Source organism: Pseudomonas sp. LBUM1651 (genome assembly GCF_059716135.1).
Window position 1 is genome coordinate 1,527,203 of the sequence record NZ_CP166805.1, and the last position, 21,559, is coordinate 1,548,761.

Below are 21,559 nucleotides of genomic sequence, written 5' to 3' on the forward strand. Positions count from 1 at the left end.
AAATTTGAGGGCCCCTTCGCTGGCAAGCCATGCTCCTACAAGGGGTTGCGGTGAGCCTAGCGCTGAAGGTAATCAACGCCATTGCGCTGCATCAAGCATTTATACGGGCATGAGCCGCCAGGCGATTGATGGCGCGGTCGAGGTCTTCCAGTGCGCGGGGCGCTTTCGGGTCTTGTTGCTTGAGCAGGGTTTCGCTGCGCTGGCAGGCCGCGCGCAGTTGCGGCACGCCGCAATAACGGGTCGCGCCATGCAGGCGATGCACCCGTTCGATCAAGGCATTGTGGTCGTTGGTTTCCCGGGCTACGCGGATCGCTTCGCGGTCGGCTTCCAGGGACGCCAGCAACATCGCCAGCATGTCCGCTGCCAGATCCGCCTTGCCGGCGGCCAGGCGCAAACCTTCCTCATGGTCCAGCACCTGCAACTCGTGGGCGCTACCATGGCTGTCGCTGGAACGCTCCGGCCCTTGATTGCGCAGCGCCAGGCCGGTCCACTTCAGCACCACCTGCGCCAGTTGCCGTTCGCTGATCGGTTTGGTCAGGTAATCGTCCATGCCGCTTTGCAGCAGCGCGCGTTTTTCGTTGGCCATGGCGTGGGCGGTAAGGGCTACGATCGGCAGCGGGGTGCAATGCCGTTCGCTTTCCCACTGGCGAATGGTTTCGGTGCTCTGGCGCCCGTCCATGCCAGGCATCTGCACGTCCATCAGCACCAGATCGAAGGTCTCGCTCTGCACTGCCTTGACCGCGGCGTAACCGCTTTCCACCGCGAGCACCTTGGCGCCCAGGTCTTCAAGCAGGGTTTGCACCAGTAGCAGATTGGCCGGGTTGTCGTCGACACACAGCACCTTCGGCGCACGGCTGGACACCGGTTCGCCGGGGTCGCTGCGTTGCTGGCGCGGATTGACCAGATCGGACAAGGCCCGGCGCAACTTGCGGGTGCAGGCCGGTTTGGCTTGAAGCTGACTGTGCGGGTTGGGCACCGAAAGGTGAAACAGCGTCTGCTCGGTGGTCGGGCACAGGACCAGCACTTTGCAGCCGAGGTGTTCGAGGTCCCAGATGTGCTGATTCAGGCGTTCCGGCGGCATGTCGTTGCTGGTGATGCCGAGCACGGCGAGGTCGATCGCCTGATCGGACTGGTGCGCGCCAGTCACGCCATTGGTCAGGCTTTCCAGGGTATTGAACGGCGTCACTTCCAGGCCACAGTCTTCCAGTTGATGCTGCAATGCCTGACGGGCCAGTTCGTGGTTTTCCAGTACTGCGACGCGGCGTCCGAGCAGCGGCGGACCGGGCAGGTCTTCAGCGTCGTCGCGGGTTTTGGGCAGGCTCAGGCTGATCCAGAATTCCGAACCTTCGCCCGGCGTGCTGTCGACGCCGATCTCGCCGCCCATCTGTTCGATCAAACGCTTGGAAATCACCAATCCCAAACCAGTGCCGCCGGGTTGCCGGGACAGCGAGTTGTCGGCCTGGCTGAAGGCCTGGAACAGCGCCCGCACGTCCTCGTTCGACAAGCCGATGCCGGTGTCCTGAATGCTGATGCGCAGTTGCACGCTGTCTTCGTGTTCTTCTTCGAGCATGGCGCGGGCAACGATGGTGCCTTCGCGGGTGAACTTGATCGCGTTGCTCACCAGGTTGGTGAGGATCTGCTTGAGTCGCAGCGGATCGCCGACCAGCGACAGCGGCGTGTCGCGATACACCAGGCTCACCAGCTCCAGCTGTTTGGCGTGGGCGGCCGGGGCGAGGATGGTCAGGGTGTCCTGGAGCAAATCGCGCAGGTTGAACGGAATATGGTCGAGTACCAGCTTGCCGGCCTCGATTTTCGAGAAGTCGAGGATCTCGTTGATGATCCCCAGCAGGCTGTCGGCGGATTTCTCGATGGTGCCCAGGTAATCGAGCTGGCGCGGGGTCAGCTCGCTTTTTTGCAGCAGGTGGGTGAAACCGAGAATGCCGTTGAGCGGCGTGCGGATTTCATGGCTCATGTTGGCCAGGAACTCGGATTTGATCCGGCTCGCTTCCAGGGCCTCTTTACGCGCCAGGTCCAGCTCGATGTTCTGGATTTCGATGGTTTCCAGGTTCTGGCGCACGTCTTCGGTGGCCTGGTCGATGCTGTGCTGCAATTCTTCCTGCGCATTTTGCAGGGTGCCGGCCATGCGGTTGATGCCGGACGCCAGTTCATCCAGCTCCTGACTGCCGAGGGGCGGCAGGCGGGTTTCCAGATGACCGTCCTTGAGTTGCGCCACCGCCTGCTTGATCTGGCTCAGCGGCCGGTTGATGGTCCGGCCCATGCGCAACGCCAGCAGCGCCGCACCGGCGAGGCCCGCGCCGATCAACAAAAGGCTGGCGAACAGGCTGCGATAACCGCGCAGCAGCATGCCGTTGTGGGACAGTTCGAGTTCGACCCAGCCCAGCAGGCGGTCGGCTTCATCGGGAATCAGGTCGCCGGCCAGATTGCGGTGCTTGCCGAACACCGGCAGCAGGTAACGCGTCGCATCGTTGCCACTGCGGCGCAGCATCTGCGAGCCATTGCCCAATGGTGCCTGATTGAGCATGGTCGGGCCGGCGTGGGCGAGCAGCGTGCGGTCCGGGGCGAGGAAGGTCACCGCGCGCACGTCGGCGGTTTCCAGGGATTGGGTGGCGATGCGTTCCAGCAGTTCGGCGTCCTTGTGACCCATGGCCGGGGCCACGAGAGGCGCGAGCTGTTCGGCGATCATTTCGCCGCGCTGCATGAGTTGGGTCTGCAGGTCGGATTGCTGCATCCAGGTGAAATAGCCGCCCAGCACCAGGGCCATCAGGCTGGTCGGAAGCAAGGTCAGCAACAACACGCGGCCTTTAATTCCCAGTTTCTTGAGCACGCCTCTCTCCTGCATCCAGCCATTTAGGAACCTGCGCGTACATCCGGCACGCGCCACTTGCGCAGTGTAGCGATTTGCTTGCGGGCAATCTTCGTAAAATTGATGACGTCATTCGTCGGGTCATTGAGTGCTTTGGCGTCGCGGGCAAACCTTGGGTTGCCCCCGGCGAGGCAATCTTGAATAATCGCCAACTGAGAATTATTTGCAGATACTCATGACTCCCATTTCTGTCGGCCAATCCCGCATCCTTTCCATCGAAGACGACCTGGTGCTCGGTGCCTATGTTTACGAGCAACTGGGCCGCAGCGGTTTCCAAGTGACCTGGTGTCAGAACGGACAAGAAGGCCTGGCGATTGCCCGGGAACAAGCCTTCGATGTGGTGCTGATGGACATTCTGCTCCCGGGCATGAACGGTCTGAACGTGCTGACCCAATTGCGCCAGAGCCATTCCACTCCGGTGGTGCTGATGTCGGCGCTGGGGGCCGAGGCGGATCGCATCAGCGGTTTCCGCCTCGGCGCCGATGACTACTTGCCCAAGCCCTTCAGCATGGCCGAATTGCGCGTGCGTATCGAAGCGATCCTGCGGCGCGTCGCGCTGGATCGTCGGCCGGCAGTCGAACCGGTTGCCTTGGCGGTGGACAGTCTGCATTTCGACGATGAACGCTTCGAGGTGTTCTTTGGCGAGCACGCCGCCGGCCTGACGCGCAGCGAGTACCGATTGCTGGACACGCTCAACCGCAACGGCGATGAAGTGATGAGCAAGGCCTTCCTTTATCAACATGTGTTGCAACGGGGATACGCGGCCCACGACCGCAGCCTCGACATGCACATCAGCCAGATCCGCAGAAAGCTCAAGGCCATCGGCTACACCGAGCGGCAAGTGCGCACGGTCTGGGGCAAGGGTTATGTCTTGAGTGCTGCCGATGAAATGGTCTGACCTGCCGGGCCGGCATTCGCTGTTCTGGAAACTCGCCTGTCTGCTGGTGGCGTTCTGTCTGCTGATGATCTGGCTGAGCTGGTCCTGGGGCCGCTACATGGAAGAGCGCAACCAGTTTCTGTCGGATGAAGCCCGCGGCACTCTGGCAGGTTACGCCGCCGAAGCCGAGCAGGCGTGGGAGCAGGGGCAGAGTGCCGGTGTCGATGCCTGGCTACAGGAAATGCGCCAGCGTGAAGCGGGTTGGGCGGGCGTCATCGGCGGTGATTTACAGTCATTGAGCAGCCAGCCGCTGACGGACCCGGAAATCCAGCGGCTGACATTCCTGCGCGGCCTCGATTGGCCTATCCACAAAAAACGTTTGCCATGGTTGCGCGTACCATTTCCCGGCGACTCGTCGGCCGGCAGCCTGGTCATCGAACTGCCCCAGCGTTTCATGCCCGGGCGCTATCGAGTGTTCTGGCGCGTGATCACCAACGGTGTGATTCCAGGGCTGTTCACTTTGCTGCTGTGCGTCGGGTTGTATCGACTGCTGGTGGTTCCTCTCAATCAACTGCGCGAGCAGGCCAACGCCTGGCGTGCCGACCAACTGGGCGTGCGACTGTCGCGCCACACAACCAACCGTTCCGATGAATTGGGTGAGCTGGGCCGCGCGTTCGATCACATGTCCGAGCGCCTGCAAAGCACGGTGGCCCTGCAACAACAACTGCTGCGTGACCTGTCCCATGAATTGCGCACGCCATTGAGCCGTTTGCGCGTGGCCAGCGAGGGCGAGCAAAGTCTGACGCAACTGCGCGAACGCATCGGTCGCGAAGTCGATGGCATGCAGCGCCTGGTCGAAGACACGCTGCAACTGGCCTGGCTCGACACCGAGCGCTCACCCTTGCCCGACGAAGCGATCCAGATTCCGGCACTTTGGGAAATGCTTACAGAAAACGCCTGCTATGAAAGCTGCTGCCCGGTGGGCCAGTTGCAGTGTGCGGTGGATTCATCCTGCTGGGTGCGCGGCAATCTCAATACCCTGGCGCAGGCGCTGGAAAACATATTGCGCAATGCCATTCGTCATTCGCCGAAAGGCGGTGTTGTGCGACTGGATGGGCGGCGCGATGGCGACTTCTGGCATCTGTGGCTGGAGGATGAAGGGGGCGGGGTGGCTGACGAGGATCTGGAGCGGATCTTCTCGCCCTTCACTCGGCTTGATGGTTCGCGGCCGGGGGATGGAGGGTTCGGGTTGGGGTTGAGCATTGCGCGGAATGCGGTGCAGCGGCAGGGTGGGCGGCTTTGGGCTGAGAACAGCGGCTCAGGGTTGCGGCTGAATATGCGGTTGGTGGCTGATGCCGATGGCGTCAGTGATTACGCCTTCGCGAGCAGGCTTGCTCCCACAGTGGGACGGTGCCAACCAAAAATAGTGTGATCAACCCGAATCCCCTGTGGGAGCGAGCTTGCTCGCGAAGAGGCCCTCCCATCCACCACCGCTTTGATTTTGCCAGAGCGTTCCCGAGATTCTGTACGACATTTCCCAAAGGGTATCACCGGTCATTTCAAGCTTCCTTGACGGTTTAAGCTCACGCTTTAACTCATGTTCAAGGAATCAGGCATGACTGCTCCCCACGTTCCCGGCAACACCACCGACGACCGTTTCAATGAAGTGCTTGCGCTGATTCACGGCGCCAGGCAGCAGGCCATGCAGGCGGTGAATACACGTCTGATCGAGCTGTATTGGCAGGTGGGTGGTTACATCAGTCGCAAGATCGAACTGGCGGAATGGGGGGACTCCGTCGTCAGTCAATTGGCTGAGCATCTGGCTCAAACTCAGCCAGGGTTGCGTGGGTTTACCCGGCCAAATCTGTTCCGCATGCGCCAGTTCTACGAGACTTATCGGGACGACGTAATTGTCTCACCGCTGGTGAGACAATTACCCTGGACCCATAACATGATCGTCCTCAGCCAAAGCAAACACCCGGAAGAGCGCGAGTTCTACCTGCGGATGGCCGTTCATGAAAAGTGGTCAAAGCGCGAGCTGGAGCGTCAGTTTAAAGCTGCGTTGTTCGAGCGCAGCATGACCCAACCGGTCAAAGCCTCCGCAGCGCTGAGACAAACCCACCCCTCAGCACTTGAGATATTCCGCGACGCCTACATGGTCGAGTTTCTCGACCTGCCCGGTGCCCATACCGAAACCGATCTGCATCAGGGTTTGCTGATGCGTCTCAAGGAATTCCTGATCGAGCTTGGCCGCGATTTCTGCTTTGTCGGCTCCCAATACCCGTTGCAAGTTGGCGGCCGGGATTTCGCCCTGGACCTGTTGTTCTTTCACCGGGGGGCTTAACTGCCTGGTGGCCATTGAGCTCAAGGTCGGTCGTTTTGAACCGGAGTATCTGGGCAAGCTGAATTTCTATCTGGAGGCGCTGGATCGGGGTGAGCGCAAGCACCACGAAAACCCTGCCATTGGTGTACTTCTCTGTGCCAGCAAGGACGACGAAGTGGTCGAGTACGCCCTTAATCGCAGCCTTTCGCCAGCGCTGATCGCTGAATACCAGGTCCAACTTCCCGACAAACAATTGCTGCAGGCCAAATTGCATGAATTCTATGCCTTGAATGTCGCCGGTTTGACGTAACAAGCATTGTTTGGGGGGTATTTAACTTGTGGTTGTAATTCAAGAAGGATAACCAATGAACGTAATAATAAGAACGTCCGCCTTGTCGAAGCAAGCTGATGCCTACTTTATTAAAAATCCGCACGAGACAAACAATGCGCACACGATAACCGATGCCAAGGACGCTGCTGGGGTGTTAAACCTGGCAAGCGATACTTTGGTTGGAGAGTTAAAAGATTTAATTAGAGGGTATGATTTTACATCGATAAGCACTAATGAGCTTGCGAAAATAGGATCTAAACTCTATGAGATTGAGCTGATAGACGGACATGTGGCAAGTCATTTTATATCCGGAAATATGGCTTTTGATCAGTATGGTCGTCAGACTGAAAAAGACGTCAGATATAATGCGATTGCGTTGTTCAATCAAAAGCTGGGTGATAACAAGGCATACGCTAGTAATTGGCCCATGTACGCTCACCAAGAGTCATTCAAGGAGGTGACGAGAGCTTTGCTGGGCGCAAATCAAGTCATAAATGCACTCTCCTATTTTTCCCGTTCAACTAGAAATGATCTGTCCATCAGCATTCAGGCCTGAGTCACCCGGCGCCCGAAAATTTTTTAGGCGCCGGTCACTCTGTTGTCTATCGGTTGTAGCGGGTAGTTGCAGAATATTGTCTGTCGACAGTTAGTGTGTTGGAGTGGCGGATTCTGTAAGTTCCCAGAGGACCAAGCACTGAAGCGGTATTGCCGGTGCCGCCGGCGACCTCGCTCCAGATTGATCCAGTTAATCTTTCAATATACAAGTCCGGGGGCAAACCCGCGCCTACGGCAGTAATAGTGGAAGAGATGTTGGCTTGTCGGCATCCGTTTGCACCCGTAATAGTAAAAGGCCCGTGTGCAATGACATCGGAGTTGGCGGGTACGGTGCCGCTGTAAGTGTCCCGAATACTGGTGCATGCTATAGAAGCCTGACTCACAAGGATCAGCCCTGCGAGAGAAAACGTTATAAGGATTCTCATATATACGCTCATCGTAAAGTTGGTTGGTTATGCGGTAGGGATTCAGAAGATATTCCGCATAAAAAAAGATTATCGATGAAGCCCCTTACCCACCAGTTCACGCCAACCACCAAACCTCGAGTGAAACGTCCGACTAAAGCGCTCTTAAAGGCCGGTGTTTTTGAGAAAACGAGTTTTTCCTACCTTTCTAATGCCCTTGTCTGTAAGGCGAAGCGTGCAATCATCGATTGCTCAGATGGTGCACCCTTATTCCGTTAAGCCATAAGCACCGCACTTTGCGTGATATGGTCTGCGAACGTTTGCCGGTATGATAGGCGCCCCCGCAGTCTGGATTGCGAATACGCCATGACCTTGCAGTACCCAACCATCGCCGATTGCGTCGGCAACACTCCGCTGGTCCGTTTGCAGCGCCTGCCCGGCGCCACCAGCAACACCCTTTTGCTCAAGCTCGAAGGGAACAACCCGGCGGGTTCGGTCAAGGACCGTCCGGCGTTGTCGATGATCACCCGCGCCGAATTGCGCGGGCAGATCCACGTCGGCGATACGCTGATCGAAGCGACTTCGGGCAACACCGGGATCGCCCTGGCCATGGCCGCGGCGATCAAGGGTTACAAGATGATCCTGATCATGCCGGACAACTCCAGCGCCGAGCGCAAGGCCGCGATGACGGCCTATGGCGCCGAGCTGATTCTGGTCACCCAGGAAGAAGGCATGGAAGGCGCCCGCGACCTCGCCCAACGAATGGAGGCCGAAGGCCGTGGCAAGGTGCTGGACCAGTTCGCCAACGGCGACAACCCGGAAGCGCACTACACCACCACCGGCCCGGAAATCTGGCGTCAGACCGAGGGCACCATCACTCATTTCGTCAGCTCGATGGGCACCACCGGCACCATCATGGGCGTGTCGCGCTACTTGAAAGAGCAGCGCGACAGCGTGCAGATCATCGGCCTGCAACCGATGGAAGGCTCGGCGATTCCGGGCATCCGTCGCTGGCCGCAGGAATACCTGCCGAAGATTTATCAGGCCGATCGCGTGGACCGCATCGTCGACATGGCGCAAAGCGAAGCCGAAGACGTGACCCGTCGTCTGGCCCGCGAAGAAGGCATCTTCTGCGGCGTGTCCTCGGGCGGTGCCGTGGCAGCGATGCTGCGCCTGTCCAAAGAAGTTGAAAACGCGGTGATCGTCGCGATCATCTGCGACCGTGGCGACCGTTACCTGTCGACCGGCATTTTCGACGCGCCCAACTGATGGCCAAGCACGAGAGAGGCCTGCGCTTCCAACCCACCGGCGGCAGCAAGGCCCCGCAAATTCCGACCGGCAAAAAGCAGCGCCTGACCATCGAGCGCCTGGCCAATGACGGTCGCGGCATCGCGTTTTTCGAAGGTCGTACCTGGTTTGTCCTCGGCGCATTGGCCGGGGAAGAAGTCGAGGCGCGCGTACTCGGTGCCCACGGCAAAGTGGTCGAGGCACGCACCGAGCGGGTGTTCCAGGCCAGCGAATTGCGTCGCCCGGCGCCGTGTCCGCATGCTGGTCGCTGTGGTGGCTGCAGTGTTCAGCATCTGCCTCATACCGAACAACTCGCCCTGAAACAGCGCATGCTCGCCGAGCAATTGTCCAAGGTCGCCGGTGTCGAACCCGAAGAATGGGCAGCGCCGTTGAGCGGGCCGGAGTTCGCTTATCGCCGCCGTGCCCGGGTGGCGGTGCGCTGGGACATGAAGGCGAAAAAACTCGAAGTCGGCTTCCGCGCGGCAGGCAGTCAGGACATCGTTGCGATCAACGAATGCCCGGTGTTGGTACAGCCCTTGCAACCGATCATGACCCGCTTGCCGGAGATGTTGCGGCGCTTGAGCAAACCTCAGGCGCTGGGGCATGTGGAATTGTTCAGTGGTTCGTCGTTGGCGGTGTTGCTTCGGCACATGGCGCCGTTGTCCGACGCCGATATGACGATCCTCAAGGATTTCTGCGCGTTCCATGAAGCTCAATTGTGGCTGCATGGAGAGGGTGAACCGCAACCGGTCGAGGCTGATCAGTCGTTGGGCTATCGCCTTGAACAGTGGGACTTGAACCTGGCGTACCGGCCGGGAGATTTCATTCAGGTCAACGCGGCGGTCAACGAGGCGATGGTCGCCCAAGCGCTGGACTGGCTGAAGCCGACAGCGGATGAACGCGTTCTCGATCTATTCTGTGGTTTGGGTAACTTTGCCTTGCCGCTGGCCAAAGCCGTTCGCGAAGTGGTGGCGGTCGAAGGTGTGCAGACGATGGTCGAGCGGGCAGCCGAAAACGCCGCTAGCAACAATCTGCATAATGCGACGTTTTTTCAGGCCGATTTATCCCAGCCTTTGACCGATGCCGAATGGGCGCGCGAAGGCTTTTGTGCGGTACTCTTGGACCCACCGCGTGACGGTGCTTTCGAGGTGGTGCGCAAGCTCAAGACCCTGGGCGCCGAACGATTGGTGTATGTGTCGTGCAACCCTGCAACTCTGGCGCGCGACACGGTCGAATTGATCAAGCAGGGCTACCGGTTAAAACGTGCCGGGATTCTCGATATGTTTCCTCAGACGGCACATGTCGAGGCCATGGCGTTATTTGAAGCGAGCTAGGACGGCTCGTCTGGTCCGACTGACCCGCCCGTGCAGCACTCGTCCTGGCCCCGCGAGTGCACCCCGGCAACGAAGGTCAGCGATTTGACGCATTGAATCTGCGTCGTAGGGAAGGTAAAGCAAGATGGTACAGGTGAGAGCACACCAGCCGATCAACACTGACGGCAGCATCAACCTCGAGGCTTGGCTCGATCATGCGGTCAGTGTCGATCTGGCACTGGATCGCGAAGCCTTGAAGGACGCGTGCGAGTTCGCTCGCACCGCCGAACAACAAGCCAATGCGGCGAAGAATCTATGGTCCGAAGGGACCTCGAGTTTCCGCACGGGCCTTGAGATCGCCGAGATTCTCGCCGACCTCAAACTCGATCAGGATTCACTGGTCGCGGCGGTCCTGTACCGCGGCGTGCGCGAAGGCCAGATCGAACTGCCGGCGGTCAGCCAGCGCTTCGGTCCGGTGGTCGCCAAACTCATCGACGGCGTGTTGCGCATGGCGGCGATCAGCGCCAGCCTGAGCCCCCGTCAATCCTTGGTGCTGGGCACTCAGGGCCAGGTGGAAAACCTGCGCAAAATGCTTGTGGCCATGGTCGACGACGTGCGCGTCGCGCTGATCAAACTGGCCGAGCGCACCTGCGCGATCCGTGCGGTGAAAACCGCAGACGACGAGAAGCGCAACCGCGTCGCCCGTGAAGTCTTCGACATCTACGCGCCGCTCGCCCACCGTCTCGGTATCGGTCACATCAAGTGGGAACTGGAGGACTTGTCCTTCCGTTACCTCGAACCCGATCAGTACAAGCAGATCGCCAAGTTGCTGCACGAGCGGCGTCTGGATCGCGAGCGGTTCATCGCCGATGTGATGAACCAGCTGAAAGTCGAATTGCAGGCCACCGGGGTCGATGCCGACATCAGCGGTCGGGCCAAACACATCTATTCGATCTGGCGCAAAATGCAGCGCAAGGGTCTGGAGTTCAGCCAGATCTACGACGTGCGCGCCGTGCGCGTGCTGGTGCCGGAAATGCGCGACTGCTACACCGCGCTCGGCATTGTCCACACCTTGTGGCGGCACATCCCGAAGGAATTCGACGACTACATCGCCAACCCGAAAGAGAACGGCTACCGCTCGCTGCACACCGCGGTGATCGGGCCTGAGGGCAAGGTGCTGGAAGTGCAGATCCGCACCCACGCCATGCACGAAGAAGCCGAGCTGGGCGTTTGCGCGCACTGGAAGTACAAGGGCACCGACGTCAAATCCGGTTCCAACCACTACGAAGAGAAAATTTCCTGGCTGCGTCAGGTGCTCGAGTGGCACGAAGAGCTGGGCGATATTGGTGGTCTGGCGGAACAACTACGGGTTGATATCGAACCGGACCGGGTGTACATCTTCACCCCGGACGGTCACGCCATCGACTTGCCGAAAGGCGCGACGCCGCTGGACTTCGCCTACCGCGTGCACACCGAGATCGGTCACAACTGCCGTGGCGCGAAGATCAACGGGCGCATCGTACCGCTCAACTACAGCCTGCAAACCGGTGAACAGGTCGAGATCATCACCAGCAAGCACGGCACTCCGAGCCGCGACTGGCTGAACTCGAACCTGGGTTACGTCACTACCTCGCGAGCGCGGGCGAAGATCGTTCACTGGTTCAAATTGCAGGCGCGCGATCAAAACGTCGCGGCCGGCAAGACCTTGCTCGAACGCGAACTCACGCGCCTCGGTCTACCCGCGGTCGATTTCGACAAGCTGGCCGAAAAGGCCAACATGAAGACTGCCGAGGACATGTTCGCCGCACTCGGTGCCGGCGATTTGCGCATGGCACAACTGGTGAACCTGGCGCAGCAACTGGTCGAACCGGAGCGCGGCAACGAACAGCTGGAACTGATTCCGCGCAAGGCCACCGGTTACAAACCGGGCAAGCGCGGCGATATTCAGATCCAGGGTGTCGGCAACCTCATGACCCAAATGGCGGGCTGCTGCCAGCCGTTGCCGGGCGATGCGATCGTCGGTTACATCACCCAGGGCCGTGGCGTGAGCATTCACCGTCAGGACTGCGCCTCGGTGCTGCAACTGGGCGGGCGCGAGCCGGAGCGGATCATCCAGGTCAGCTGGGGGCCGGTGCCGGTGCTCACCTACCCGGTGGACATCATCATCCGTGCCTACGACCGCTCCGGTTTGCTGCGTGACGTCTCGCAAGTGCTGCTCAACGAGCGGATCAACGTGCTGGCGGTCAACACCCGCTCGAACAAAGAGGACAACACCGCGTTGATGTCCCTGACCATCGAGATTCCGGGGCTGGATGCATTGGGACGGTTGCTGGGGCGGATATCCCAGTTGCCGAACATCATCGAAACCCGCCGTAACCGCACGCCGTGATGCCGATGGAACCGAACTTGTAGGAGCCGAGCTTGCTCGCGATGGCGATTTACCTGACACACCGCTATCGCGAGCAAGCTCGGCTCCTACAGGTTTGCGGTTTACCCGAGCTATCGAGTTGCCGATGCAGAGAGTGATTGATGTACAAACTTGAAGATTTGCTGCACCTCATGAACCGTCTGCGCGACCCGCAGTTCGGCTGCCCATGGGACATCAAGCAAACCTACGCCACCATCGTCCCGCACACCCTCGAGGAAGCCTACGAAGTCGCCGACGCCATCGAGCGCGGTGACTTCGATCACTTGCAGGGTGAACTGGGCGATTTGCTGTTCCAGGTGGTTTATTACAGCCAACTGGCGCGGGAAGAAGGGCGCTTTGAATTCGCCGGTGTCATCGACAGCATCACCCGCAAGCTGATCCGCCGTCATCCTCACGTGTTCCCGACCGGCGATCTGTATGCGCCGCTGGATGTTCCACGTCTAAGTGAAGAACAGGTCAAGCAGCGTTGGGAAGAGATCAAGGCCGAAGAGCGCGCCGAGAAGTCTGCGGCGCCGGAACAACTGTCCTTGCTCGATGATGTGCCTGCCGCGCTGCCGGCGTTATCCCGTTCAGCCAAGTTGCAGAAGCGCGCAGGGCAGGTCGGTTTCGACTGGCCGGACGCCTTGCCGGTGCTGGACAAGGTCCGCGAAGAACTCGATGAAGTGCTCGAAGCGATGGCCGACAATGACTCGGTAGCGATTGCCGATGAGGTCGGCGACTTGCTGTTTTCCGTGGTTAACCTGGCGCGTCATCTCAAGGTCGATCCGGAAACCGCCTTGCGTGGCGCCAACAGCAAATTCGAAAGACGCTTCCGTTTTATCGAACAGGCATTGCGCGACACCCACCGTCCCATAGAAGATTGCACCCTCGAAGAGTTGGACGCCTTGTGGGGCGAAGCCAAACGTCAGGAAAAGAATTTGCCCAGCTGCGGTTGAGCAGTGGCCTAAGTGAGAAATAAGCACCATGAGCATTTCCCTTCGCGACCAGTTGCTAAAGGCAGGGCTGGTCAACCAAAAGCAGGCCAAACAGGTCGGCAAAGAGAAGCAGAAACAACAGCGTCTGGCCCATAAAGGCCAGATCGAACTCGATGATTCCCAGCAGCGTGCGGCCCAGGAAGCCATGGCCGAAAAAGTCAAGCGCGACCAGGAGCTCAACCGCCAGCAGCAGGAGAAGGCCGAGGCCAAGGCCCGCGCCGCGCAGGTCAAGCAATTGATCGAAGTCTCGCGTCTGCCGAAGCTGACCACCGAGGATTACTACAACTTCGTCGACGACAAGAAGGTCAAGCGCCTCTCCGTCAACACGCTGATGCGCAACAAGCTGAGTAACGGATCGCTGGCGATCGTGCACCATGCCGGCGGTTACGAAGTGATTCCCCGTGAAGCGGCCCTGAAGATCCAGGAGCGCGATCCACAGCGCATCGTCCAGCTGAACGTGCAGACTGAAGAAGCGGCAGCCGAGGATGATCCGTACGCGGCCTATCAGATCCCTGATGATCTGATGTGGTAAGCCCTTAGGTCGCAACAACGACAAACCCCGCTCATGGCGGGGTTTGTCGTTTTCAATGCTGTCATTGTTTATGCGGATCGGAGCTCTCGTTGCTGCTCCAGTTTTTCCAGTTCGGCCTTGTAGCTGTGGGCGTCGGTTTCGGAGTGGAACATCCCCACCAACATGCCTTGTTGGTGCACGTCCCAGATCCGTATACCGGCGGCTACGCCTTCGTGGGACTTATGTGAATCGTCGCGTTCAGTCACTTTTACAGTCATCTGCTAGCTCCAATCTCTGTGATATCTGCAGCAAGGCGTGTGCAGGACTCTGTTATATGTTTGGTTAGCTTGCTAAGTAAACGACAGAGTTTGGTAACGGATTTTTGCAAAAATGGAGAAAGTCCTGCAGCCCGCGGAATACGCGGCATTCGGTCGCAGGGCGCTGAGTTTCATGACAAAAGCTTCATGTTCGCTAGGAAGAAAACCATCGATTGAGGCCGAAGGTAAAAAACCTTTAGGAGCCGAGCTTGCTCGCGATGAGGCCATTACATTCACCATCATAATTGACTGTGAGGCCGCCATCGCGAGCAAGCTCGGCTCCTACGGGTTTTGTGCCTGGCTAGGGCTATCTGTTTTAAAGGCACAAAAAAAACGCCCCGAACCAGTCGGGGCGTTTTTATGTGCTGCGTAGGCGGGGTCTTACTTACCCTGCCAGCGCTGCAGTACCAGCGTAGCGTTGGTGCCACCGAAGCCGAAGCTGTTGCTCATCACGGTGTTGAAGGCGACGTCTTCGCGAGTCTTGGTCAGGATCGGCATGTCTGCCACTTCCGGGTCCAGTTCGTCGATGTTGGCGGAACCCGCCATGAAGTTGCCTTCCATCATCAGCATGCAGTAGATCGCTTCGTGAACGCCGGCGGCGCCCAGGGAGTGACCGGACAGGCTCTTGGTGGAGCTGATGGCCGGGGCCTTGTCGCCGAACACTTCACGCACACCTTTCATTTCCGCGACGTCGCCGACCGGAGTCGAAGTGCCGTGGGTGTTCAGGTAGTCGATCGGTGCGTCAACGGTGGACATGGCCATCTGCATGCAGCGGATGGCGCCTTCACCGCTTGGAGCGACCATGTCGTAGCCGTCGGAGGTCGCGCCGTAGCCAACGATTTCCGCGTAGATCTTCGCGCCGCGGGCCAGAGCGTGTTCCAGCTCTTCGACCACGACCATGCCGCCACCGCCGGCGATGACGAAACCGTCACGCTTGGCGTCGTAGGCACGGGAAGCTTTTTCCGGGGTTTCGTTGTACTGGCTGGACAGTGCGCCCATGGCGTCGAACAGGAACGACTGGCTCCAATGTTCTTCTTCGCCGCCGCCGGCGAACACGACATCCTGCTTGCCCATCTGGATCTGTTCCATGGCGTTACCGATGCAGTGAGCACTGGTGGCGCAGGCAGAAGCGATGGAGTAGTTCAGGCCCTTGATCTTGAACGGGGTGGCCAGGCAAGCGGAAACGGTGCTGCTCATGGTCCGCGTTACACGGTAGGGGCCAACGCGTTTCACGCCTTTCTCGCGCAGAATGTCCAGCGCTTCCATCTGGTTCAGCGTGGAGGCGCCACCGGAACCGGCGATCAGGCCGGTACGCGGGTTGGAGACTTGCTCATCGGTCAGACCGGAGTCGGTGATGGCGTCTTTCATGGCCAGGTAGGCGTAAGCCGCCGCGTGGCCGACGAAGCGATAGATCTTGCGATCGATCAGCTCTTCGAGGGGAAGGTCAATGGAGCCGGAAACCTGGCTACGCAGACCCATTTCGGCATATTCCGGGTTGAACCGGATGCCAGGGCGGCTTGCACGCAGGTTAGCGGAGACGGTCTCTTTGTCATTGCCCAGGCACGAAACGATGCCCAGACCAGTGATAACGACGCGGCGCATGCGGATAACCCTTAGAAGTTGTCAGTGGAGGTGAAAACGCCGACCCGAAGGCCTTCGGCGGTGTAGATCTCGCGACCGTCGACAGTCACCGAACCATCGGCGATGGCCAGGTTCAGCTTGCCTTTGAGGACGCGCTTGATATGAATGTTATAGGTCACTTTCTTCGCGGTCGGCAGAACCTGACCAAAGAACTTCACTTCGCCCGAACCCAGGGCGCGGCCGCGGCCCGGCAGGCCTTGCCAACCGAGGAAGAAGCCGACCAGTTGCCACATGGCGTCGAGGCCCAGGCAGCCTGGCATCACCGGGTCACCTTCGAAGTGACAGGCGAAAAACCACAGATCCGGAGTGATATCCAGCTCGGCGACCAATTCACCCTTGCCGTACTTGCCGCCTTCTTCGCTGATCAGGGTGATGCGGTCCACCATCAGCATGTTCGGGGCGGGCAGTTGCGCGTTACCCGGGCCGAACAGCTCACCGCGACTGCAGCGCAACAGGTCTTCCCGAGTAAAGGCGTTTTGTTTGGTCATGCGAGCTCCTCAATAGTCCCATGCGGCAGGTGGGGCAAATCTTCCCGGCCGATCGAAGCGTTCATGCCTCGAATCAGCAGCCTACTCATAGACTATTGCGTTGTGGTGAAAGTCACAGCACCAAGGACATGAATGTACACTTGTGCACTGAAATTTTTATTCAAGCCCCTTTTCGGGCCTGTTCGGGTGCCTAAGACTGCCGCACTTTCGCCTTTCACGCCAGTCGCAGATGGTCGAAAGGCCTGCACTACTGCACCCATCGCTGCAGAATTTGCTGCAAATCAGTGCGTTTGAACGGCTTGGCCAGGTAATCGTTCATTCCCGCGGATAAACAGGCTTCACGGTCGCCCTGCAAGGCGTTGGCGGTCAGCGCAATGATCGGAAGGTCGGTGCAACCGGGCAGTTGGCGAATCTGTCGGGTGGCTTCGTAGCCATCGATGATCGGCAGTCGGCAGTCCATGAGAATGGCTTCGAAGATCAGACTTTCGGCGCTGCGTACCGCCTGAGCGCCGTCGGTGGCGACGCTGACAGTAAAGCCCAGGCTGCGCAACATGGCTTCGACGACGGTCTGGTTGACCGGGTTGTCCTCGACCAGCAGCACATTGCGGCCTTCGCCATCACCACTGCCGGTCTGCGCGCGTGGCGTGCGCACCGGCAGCGTTTGTTTGTAGAGCGCCAGCGGGATTTCCAGGGTGAATACCGAGCCGCGACCTTCCTCACTCTGGGCGCGCAAGGTGCCGCCCATGCGTTCCGCCAGGGTGCGGGCAATTGGCAATCCCAGTCCGGTGCCGCCGTAACGCCTTGAAATAGAACTGTCGGCCTGCTGGAACGCATTGAACATCAACTCCAGGCTTTCGGCCGGGATACCAATCCCGCTGTCGCGCACGGTGCAGGTGAACCACAACAATTCGTGATCCAGCGACTGCCATTGCGGTTCGATGGTGACGCGGCCCTGCTCGGTGAACTTCAGCGCATTGCCCACCAGGTTCACTAGAATCTGCCGGATCCGCGTCGGGTCGCCCTGAACCTGCAACGCACGCATGTCTTCGGGGATCAGCAACGCCAGATCGAGCCCGCGTTGCAAAGCGCTGTGCTGGAACGACTGGGCGCAACTGCTGATCAAGTCCGCCAGATTGAACGGAATGTGTTCCAGCTCCAGTTCCGAACGCTCGATGCGCGAGAAGTCGAGAATGTCGTTGATGACTTTGAGCAGGTGTTCGGTGGACTCCGAGGCCAGCGCCGCGTACTCGACCTGCTCTTCGGTCATCTCGGTGGTTTCCAGCAGTTGCAGCATGCCGAGCACGCCATTCATCGGTGTGCGCAGTTCGTGGCTCATCATCGCCAGGAAATCGGATTTGGCGTTGTTGGCCTTTTCCGCTTCTTCGCGCGTCTGGATCAACTGCGCCATGGCCTGATGCTGTTCACGGCTGGCCTGTTCGAGACCGTTGGCGAGGTTGTTGATGTGCTGCGACAGCGCGCCCAGTTCGGTGTCGTCGACAATCGGCAGCGGCGTCTTGTAGTCGCCGCTCTGGATCGCCTTGACCGCATTGCCGATATCGCGGATCGGCTGCGACAGGCTGCCGGCCAGGCGCCGGGCGATCAGGAAGGTAAACAACAGGGCGAACAACGCGAGGACACCGGCCTTGAACAGGATTTCCTGTTGGCGCTTGCTGAAGGCGTCATTTGACAGACCGACGATCACTCGCCCCAGATAATCCTCGGCGGGGGCGGTGGTGGCGTTGGCGCCCTGGAAGAAATCATTGTGCAGCTCGATCCGTTGCAAGCGCACCGGCGCCTGGAACACTTCGACCTGTTGCGAGCGGGTGTGGGTTTCCGACGGGTGCTCGACGTACACCAGAATCCGGTTGGCGCTGTCCTGCACTTCCAGAAAGCGCACATTGGGCGTGGCCAGGGTGGCCTTGAGCAGACTTTCGAGCACCTCGTTGTTGCCCGAAATGACCCCATATTCGGCGGCCGGCGCCAGTTGGTTGGCAATCAGTTGACCGGTGTGATTGAGCTCCTGACGCAGGTCCTGGATCCGCACGAAGGTGAAGAAGCTGATCAGCAACAAGGTCAGCAGCAGGGCAGGGCCGAGGCTGATGATCTGCGTGCGGGTATTGATGTCCCAACGACGACGGAAAGTCATGGGCGGCTTTCTCCTTCGGCCAACTGTGTTGCGACCAACGCTTCATTGATCTGTTCAATGCCTAATGAACGAGCCACTTGCGGGTTACTCAAGACTTTGAAGCGATTGGCGTAATGCGTGCGTGGCCAGTTGGCCGGTGGCTGGTCGAGCAGTTCGTCGAGAATCGCCAGCCAGTCGCTCTGGTCGCTGTAGCTGCTGGTCAGGCTTCCGGCCTTGACGAAGCCGGCGTTCGGGCCGATCAGCGCGGTTTGTCGTGCATAGCTGCTGAGCAGCAGGTTTTTTGCGGTTTTGGGGTTATACAGGTCGGGATCATCGAGGCCCAGCAGCACGTCGCTGTTTTTCAGCAGGGTTTGCAAGGGGCGGCTGTCATTGGTGTTGTCCCAGCGTTCGGTGACGATTTCGAGGCCAAGCGGTTGAGCGGCCTCGCGCAGTTCATTCAGAAGAAACTCGCTATGGTTGTCGTACAGCACGCCGATTCGTCTGGCCTGAGGCAGCAGGATTCGGGCCAGGCGTAATTGCCGATCAGGCGGCGGATCGCTCCAGAGCAGACTCAAACGGGCAGGCAGGACAGTGCCCAGGCGTTGACGGGCTTGCAGGCGACTGATGCGCAGCACCAGCGTCGCTGGGCCCTGGGCATCTTGCAGGCGCCAGTCGAGGCTGGGCAGATCCAGCAGGATCAAACGAATGCCGGTCGGCAATTTGCTCGGTGCCGGCAGACCGGCCAATGGCTGGAAGCGCACCGTGTCGCCAGGGCGCAATTCGCCAAGGGCCGTCGCGAAAGCCTGCATGCCGGGGCTGTCGTCGGCACCGGTCAGCAGAATGTCCTCGGCGCTGACCGGCAGGCTCAGCAGCCAACCGGCAAACACCAGGCACAACCCGGCCAGCAGGCGGCCAAGGATTGGCGTCTTGCGCGACGGACACAGCAGCATCTAGAACGCCAGCTCCGCGCTGAAGTACATCACCCGTCGCTCGTCGTAGTTGTTATCGACGAACGTGGTGGGTTGATTGTCGAGACGTTGCTGGAGCACGCCGGCCAGTTCCAGGCTGGCCTTGCCCAGACTGATGCGCTTGGCGATGCGTGTGTCGATCCGTTCAAAGCGATAGCCGTTGAGCGCGTCGTCACCATAATAGAAGAGTGCGCTGTTCCAGCCGTGGCCCCAGTTGCGCAGCCAACCGGCGGAGCCACTGTTGCGTGCGGTCTGTTGCGCATCCAGCGGATTGCTCGCCTGAGCATCGACGTAGGCGTAGGTCAGGCGCAGCCGGTCGGCACTGCCGAGGCGCCAGTCGAGCTGGGCTTCCGCCCCGGTGAAGCGCGAGCTGTTGGCGTTGCTGGCGATGTACTGATTGTTGCGCAACGGCTCGCTGATCATGCCGGTGATCTCGTCGTGGAACACCTTCACGTCCACCGCCAGCCCCCGCTCGGCGAAGAAGCCGTTGTAGCCCAGTTCTCTGGAGCGCATGTGTTCCTGCTCAAGGTTACCGGGCCCGCGGGTCCTGACGAAATAACGGGCGCTGCTCTGGCCATAGGCAGCGGGTTGCAGGTTGGTCACCCGGTAACTCCAGTTGACGTTGTTCTCGAACATGTCTGGCGAACGGATGGCTTCCGAATACACCGCACGCAAACCGTGGCGCGGAGTGATCAGATAGTTGACCGCCACCCGCGGGGTCAGCGAACTGCCGGTCAATTGCGTGTCTTCGAACATCGCACCGCCCTGCAACAACCAGTGTTCGGTCGCTCGCCACTCGAGTTGGCCGAATGCTCGCCACGTAGTGTCATCGAGCGTGCCGTTGAAATAGGTCTCGGAATCGGCCCGGTCGTAACGATAGTTCAAGCCGCTGACCAGTCGCAGACTGTCGGACAGGCTGAGGGTGTCCTGCAATTCGAGGTCGTAGCGCGATTCCCGGGTGCTCTGGTCAATGTCACCGCACAGGGTTCGCCGGGCGCCGTTTCGCCACTGGTCCAGCACTTGATTGGCCAGGGCTTGCTCCGCCGCCGTGCCGGCCGGTGCGCCGGGACCGAGGTAGCGCTCGATGTTGCGCGCCAGGCGTTCGGTGTAATTCGGGTTGAGCTGCCAGAGTTCGGTCAGTTCGGGGCTGAACGAGACTTCAGCGTCGCAGGCGCGCCAGGTTTGCTGACGATCCCAGTGCTGGGCCGAGCCTTGAATATAAAGGCTGTGATCGGGATTGAGGTCGAGATTCCAGCGCAAGGAGCCGGCGTAGTCTTTGGCGACGACGTCGGAATTGTTCCCAGCGGCAGTAATCCCCGAGAACACTGGACGGTAGGTATAAGGCCGCTGATTGCTCCCGTCCTTGGCATTTAATTGCCAGTCGATGCTTTGCTGTTCGTTGAGCGTCTGGCTGACCGCAAGGTTGAAGCGGTTCAGGCGGCGGCTGTCGCGATAGTCGGCGCCCTTGCGGTCCGAGTCGAAGCCGTCGTCCTGTTGGCCGGACAGTGACAGACGCAAGTCGCCACCGTCCCAGCCCACGCCCTGACTGGCGTAGAAATCGTCGATGCCGCGCTGGCCGCGGGTGACCTTCATACGCGTGCCGTGGCTGTCGGCCGGATTGCGGGTGATGATGTTGACCACCGCCATCAGCGCATTGGCGCCATAGCTGACGGTATTCGGGCCGCGAAAGACTTCGATGCGCTCGATGTCTTCCATGGCCACCGGAATGTCACTCCAGTCCACCGTGGCCAGGCCGGCGCGGTACACCGAACGGCCGTCGATCAGCACCTGCATGCGCCGCGCTTCGCTGGCGTTGGTGCCGTGGTAATTCACCGCGGCCTGATTGCCGGTGATGTTGCCGACCATCATTCCTGGCACCAGACGCAGCAACTCGCTGATGTCCCGGGCGCCGCTGGCGTTGATCAGTTCGCTGTCGATCACCGTCATGCTCCCCGGCACCGCGGCCGGCGACTGTTTCAGGCGCGTAGCCGTCAGCACGTGGGGTAGCGGCTCGCTGTCGAGAAACAGGTCGTCGGCCAGCAACGGCGGGCTGAAGATCAGCGCCAGAACCAGCGGCGAGGGGGGTGAAGCAGAGCCAAACGACACAACACATCCTTGATAGCGACTTTACTG

The 21,559-nt window shown here is 59.8% G+C and carries 16 protein-coding genes and 1 pseudogene; 10 read left to right on the forward strand and 7 right to left on the reverse strand.

Going from position 1 to position 21,559, the window contains the following annotated elements; all coding sequences use genetic code 11:
• Positions 1-91 precede the first annotated feature (91 nt).
• Positions 92-2,845 (reverse strand): response regulator, encoded by a 2,754-nt coding sequence (locus tag ACA066_RS07100; protein ID WP_497698651.1) that lies wholly within the window; start codon positions 2,843-2,845, stop codon positions 92-94.
• 214 nt (positions 2,846-3,059) lie between these two features.
• Here ACA066_RS07100 and ACA066_RS07105 point away from each other — a divergent pair, with 214 nt between their 5' ends.
• The 9 genes and pseudogenes from ACA066_RS07105 to ACA066_RS07145 all read left to right on the forward strand — a co-directional run bounded on the left by ACA066_RS07105 (position 3,060) and on the right by ACA066_RS07145 (position 13,908).
• On the forward strand, positions 3,060-3,782 hold the full coding sequence (locus tag ACA066_RS07105; RefSeq protein ID WP_497698652.1) for a response regulator transcription factor: 723 nt from the start codon (positions 3,060-3,062) through the stop codon (positions 3,780-3,782).
• Complete coding sequence (locus ACA066_RS07110) at positions 3,769-5,193, forward strand: sensor histidine kinase (RefSeq protein WP_497698653.1); 1,425 nt, start codon at positions 3,769-3,771, stop codon at positions 5,191-5,193. Before ACA066_RS07105 ends, ACA066_RS07110 begins: the two co-directional genes overlap by 14 nt.
• 183 nt (positions 5,194-5,376) lie before the next feature.
• Positions 5,377-6,394 (forward strand): annotated as a pseudogene (locus ACA066_RS07115) (PDDEXK nuclease domain-containing protein).
• 55 nt (positions 6,395-6,449) lie between these two features.
• Positions 6,450-6,971, forward strand: a complete 522-nt coding sequence (locus ACA066_RS07120) for a hypothetical protein (RefSeq protein WP_497698654.1) — start codon at positions 6,450-6,452, stop codon at positions 6,969-6,971.
• 769 nt (positions 6,972-7,740) lie between these two features.
• Complete coding sequence (gene cysM, locus ACA066_RS07125; protein WP_497698655.1) at positions 7,741-8,643, forward strand: cysteine synthase CysM; 903 nt, start codon at positions 7,741-7,743, stop codon at positions 8,641-8,643.
• Complete coding sequence (gene rlmD, locus ACA066_RS07130; RefSeq protein WP_497698656.1) at positions 8,643-9,995, forward strand: 23S rRNA (uracil(1939)-C(5))-methyltransferase RlmD; 1,353 nt, start codon at positions 8,643-8,645, stop codon at positions 9,993-9,995. Before cysM ends, rlmD begins: the two co-directional genes overlap by 1 nt.
• 124 nt (positions 9,996-10,119) lie before the next feature.
• Positions 10,120-12,363, forward strand: coding sequence for a GTP diphosphokinase (relA, locus tag ACA066_RS07135; protein ID WP_497698657.1), 2,244 nt, complete (start codon positions 10,120-10,122; stop codon positions 12,361-12,363).
• A gap of 140 nt (positions 12,364-12,503) precedes the next feature.
• Positions 12,504-13,337: a nucleoside triphosphate pyrophosphohydrolase gene (mazG, locus tag ACA066_RS07140; RefSeq protein ID WP_497698658.1), complete on the forward strand. Its 834-nt coding sequence runs from the start codon at positions 12,504-12,506 to the stop codon at positions 13,335-13,337.
• Positions 13,338-13,365: 28 nt separating this feature from the next.
• Entirely contained in the window at positions 13,366-13,908 is a 543-nt protein-coding gene (locus ACA066_RS07145) for a DUF2058 domain-containing protein (protein ID WP_084321993.1), read from the forward strand.
• Between the two features lie 68 nt (positions 13,909-13,976).
• Here the strand turns inward: ACA066_RS07145 and ACA066_RS07150 are convergent, their stop codons facing one another.
• The gene (locus tag ACA066_RS07150) at positions 13,977-14,165 is read right to left on the reverse strand and encodes a hypothetical protein (RefSeq protein WP_497698659.1); all 189 of its coding nucleotides are present in this window, start codon (positions 14,163-14,165) and stop codon (positions 13,977-13,979) included.
• Between the two features lie 112 nt (positions 14,166-14,277).
• Here ACA066_RS07150 and ACA066_RS07155 point away from each other — a divergent pair, with 112 nt between their 5' ends.
• The gene (locus ACA066_RS07155) at positions 14,278-14,577 is read left to right on the forward strand and encodes a hypothetical protein (protein ID WP_497698660.1); all 300 of its coding nucleotides are present in this window, start codon (positions 14,278-14,280) and stop codon (positions 14,575-14,577) included.
• A gap of 8 nt (positions 14,578-14,585) precedes the next feature.
• Here the strand turns inward: ACA066_RS07155 and fabB are convergent, their stop codons facing one another.
• From fabB to ACA066_RS07180, 5 genes are all read right to left on the reverse strand, one after another.
• Positions 14,586-15,806, reverse strand: a complete 1,221-nt coding sequence (fabB, locus tag ACA066_RS07160) for a beta-ketoacyl-ACP synthase I (protein WP_497698661.1) — start codon at positions 15,804-15,806, stop codon at positions 14,586-14,588.
• An 11-nt stretch (positions 15,807-15,817) separates the two neighbouring features.
• Positions 15,818-16,333 carry a 3-hydroxyacyl-[acyl-carrier-protein] dehydratase FabA gene (fabA, locus tag ACA066_RS07165; protein ID WP_003179264.1) on the reverse strand — a complete coding sequence of 172 codons (516 nt, stop codon included), beginning with the start codon at positions 16,331-16,333 and terminating at the stop codon, positions 15,818-15,820.
• Between the two features lie 247 nt (positions 16,334-16,580).
• The gene (locus tag ACA066_RS07170) at positions 16,581-18,479 is read right to left on the reverse strand and encodes an ATP-binding protein (RefSeq protein ID WP_497698662.1); all 1,899 of its coding nucleotides are present in this window, start codon (positions 18,477-18,479) and stop codon (positions 16,581-16,583) included.
• Entirely contained in the window at positions 18,476-19,408 is a 933-nt protein-coding gene (locus ACA066_RS07175; protein ID WP_497698663.1) for an ABC transporter substrate-binding protein, read from the reverse strand. The genes ACA066_RS07170 and ACA066_RS07175 overlap by 4 nt, the downstream gene beginning before the upstream one ends.
• A complete protein-coding gene (locus ACA066_RS07180) occupies positions 19,409-21,532 on the reverse strand; it encodes a TonB-dependent receptor plug domain-containing protein (RefSeq protein ID WP_497698664.1) in 2,124 nt (707 codons plus the stop codon).
• Positions 21,533-21,559: the final 27 nt, after the last annotated feature.

What these genes read in the sequence shown, in the direction of transcription:
- ACA066_RS07105 (WP_497698652.1), top strand. Translation starts at nt 3,060, where the DNA reads ATGACTCCCATTTCTGTCGGCCAATCCCGCATCCTTTCCATCGAAGAC.
- ACA066_RS07110 (WP_497698653.1), top strand. Translation starts at nt 3,769, where the DNA reads ATGAAATGGTCTGACCTGCCGGGCCGGCATTCGCTGTTCTGGAAACTC.
- ACA066_RS07120 (WP_497698654.1), top strand. Translation starts at nt 6,450, where the DNA reads ATGAACGTAATAATAAGAACGTCCGCCTTGTCGAAGCAAGCTGATGCC.
- cysM (WP_497698655.1), top strand. Translation starts at nt 7,741, where the DNA reads ATGACCTTGCAGTACCCAACCATCGCCGATTGCGTCGGCAACACTCCG.
- rlmD (WP_497698656.1), top strand. Translation starts at nt 8,643, where the DNA reads ATGGCCAAGCACGAGAGAGGCCTGCGCTTCCAACCCACCGGCGGCAGC.
- relA (WP_497698657.1), top strand. Translation starts at nt 10,120, where the DNA reads ATGGTACAGGTGAGAGCACACCAGCCGATCAACACTGACGGCAGCATC.
- mazG (WP_497698658.1), top strand. Translation starts at nt 12,504, where the DNA reads ATGTACAAACTTGAAGATTTGCTGCACCTCATGAACCGTCTGCGCGAC.
- ACA066_RS07145 (WP_084321993.1), top strand. Translation starts at nt 13,366, where the DNA reads ATGAGCATTTCCCTTCGCGACCAGTTGCTAAAGGCAGGGCTGGTCAAC.
- ACA066_RS07150 (WP_497698659.1), bottom strand. Translation starts at nt 14,165, where the DNA reads ATGACTGTAAAAGTGACTGAACGCGACGATTCACATAAGTCCCACGAA.
- ACA066_RS07155 (WP_497698660.1), top strand. Translation starts at nt 14,278, where the DNA reads ATGGAGAAAGTCCTGCAGCCCGCGGAATACGCGGCATTCGGTCGCAGG.
- fabB (WP_497698661.1), bottom strand. Translation starts at nt 15,806, where the DNA reads ATGCGCCGCGTCGTTATCACTGGTCTGGGCATCGTTTCGTGCCTGGGC.
- fabA (WP_003179264.1), bottom strand. Translation starts at nt 16,333, where the DNA reads ATGACCAAACAAAACGCCTTTACTCGGGAAGACCTGTTGCGCTGCAGT.
- ACA066_RS07170 (WP_497698662.1), bottom strand. Translation starts at nt 18,479, where the DNA reads ATGACTTTCCGTCGTCGTTGGGACATCAATACCCGCACGCAGATCATC.
- ACA066_RS07175 (WP_497698663.1), bottom strand. Translation starts at nt 19,408, where the DNA reads ATGCTGCTGTGTCCGTCGCGCAAGACGCCAATCCTTGGCCGCCTGCTG.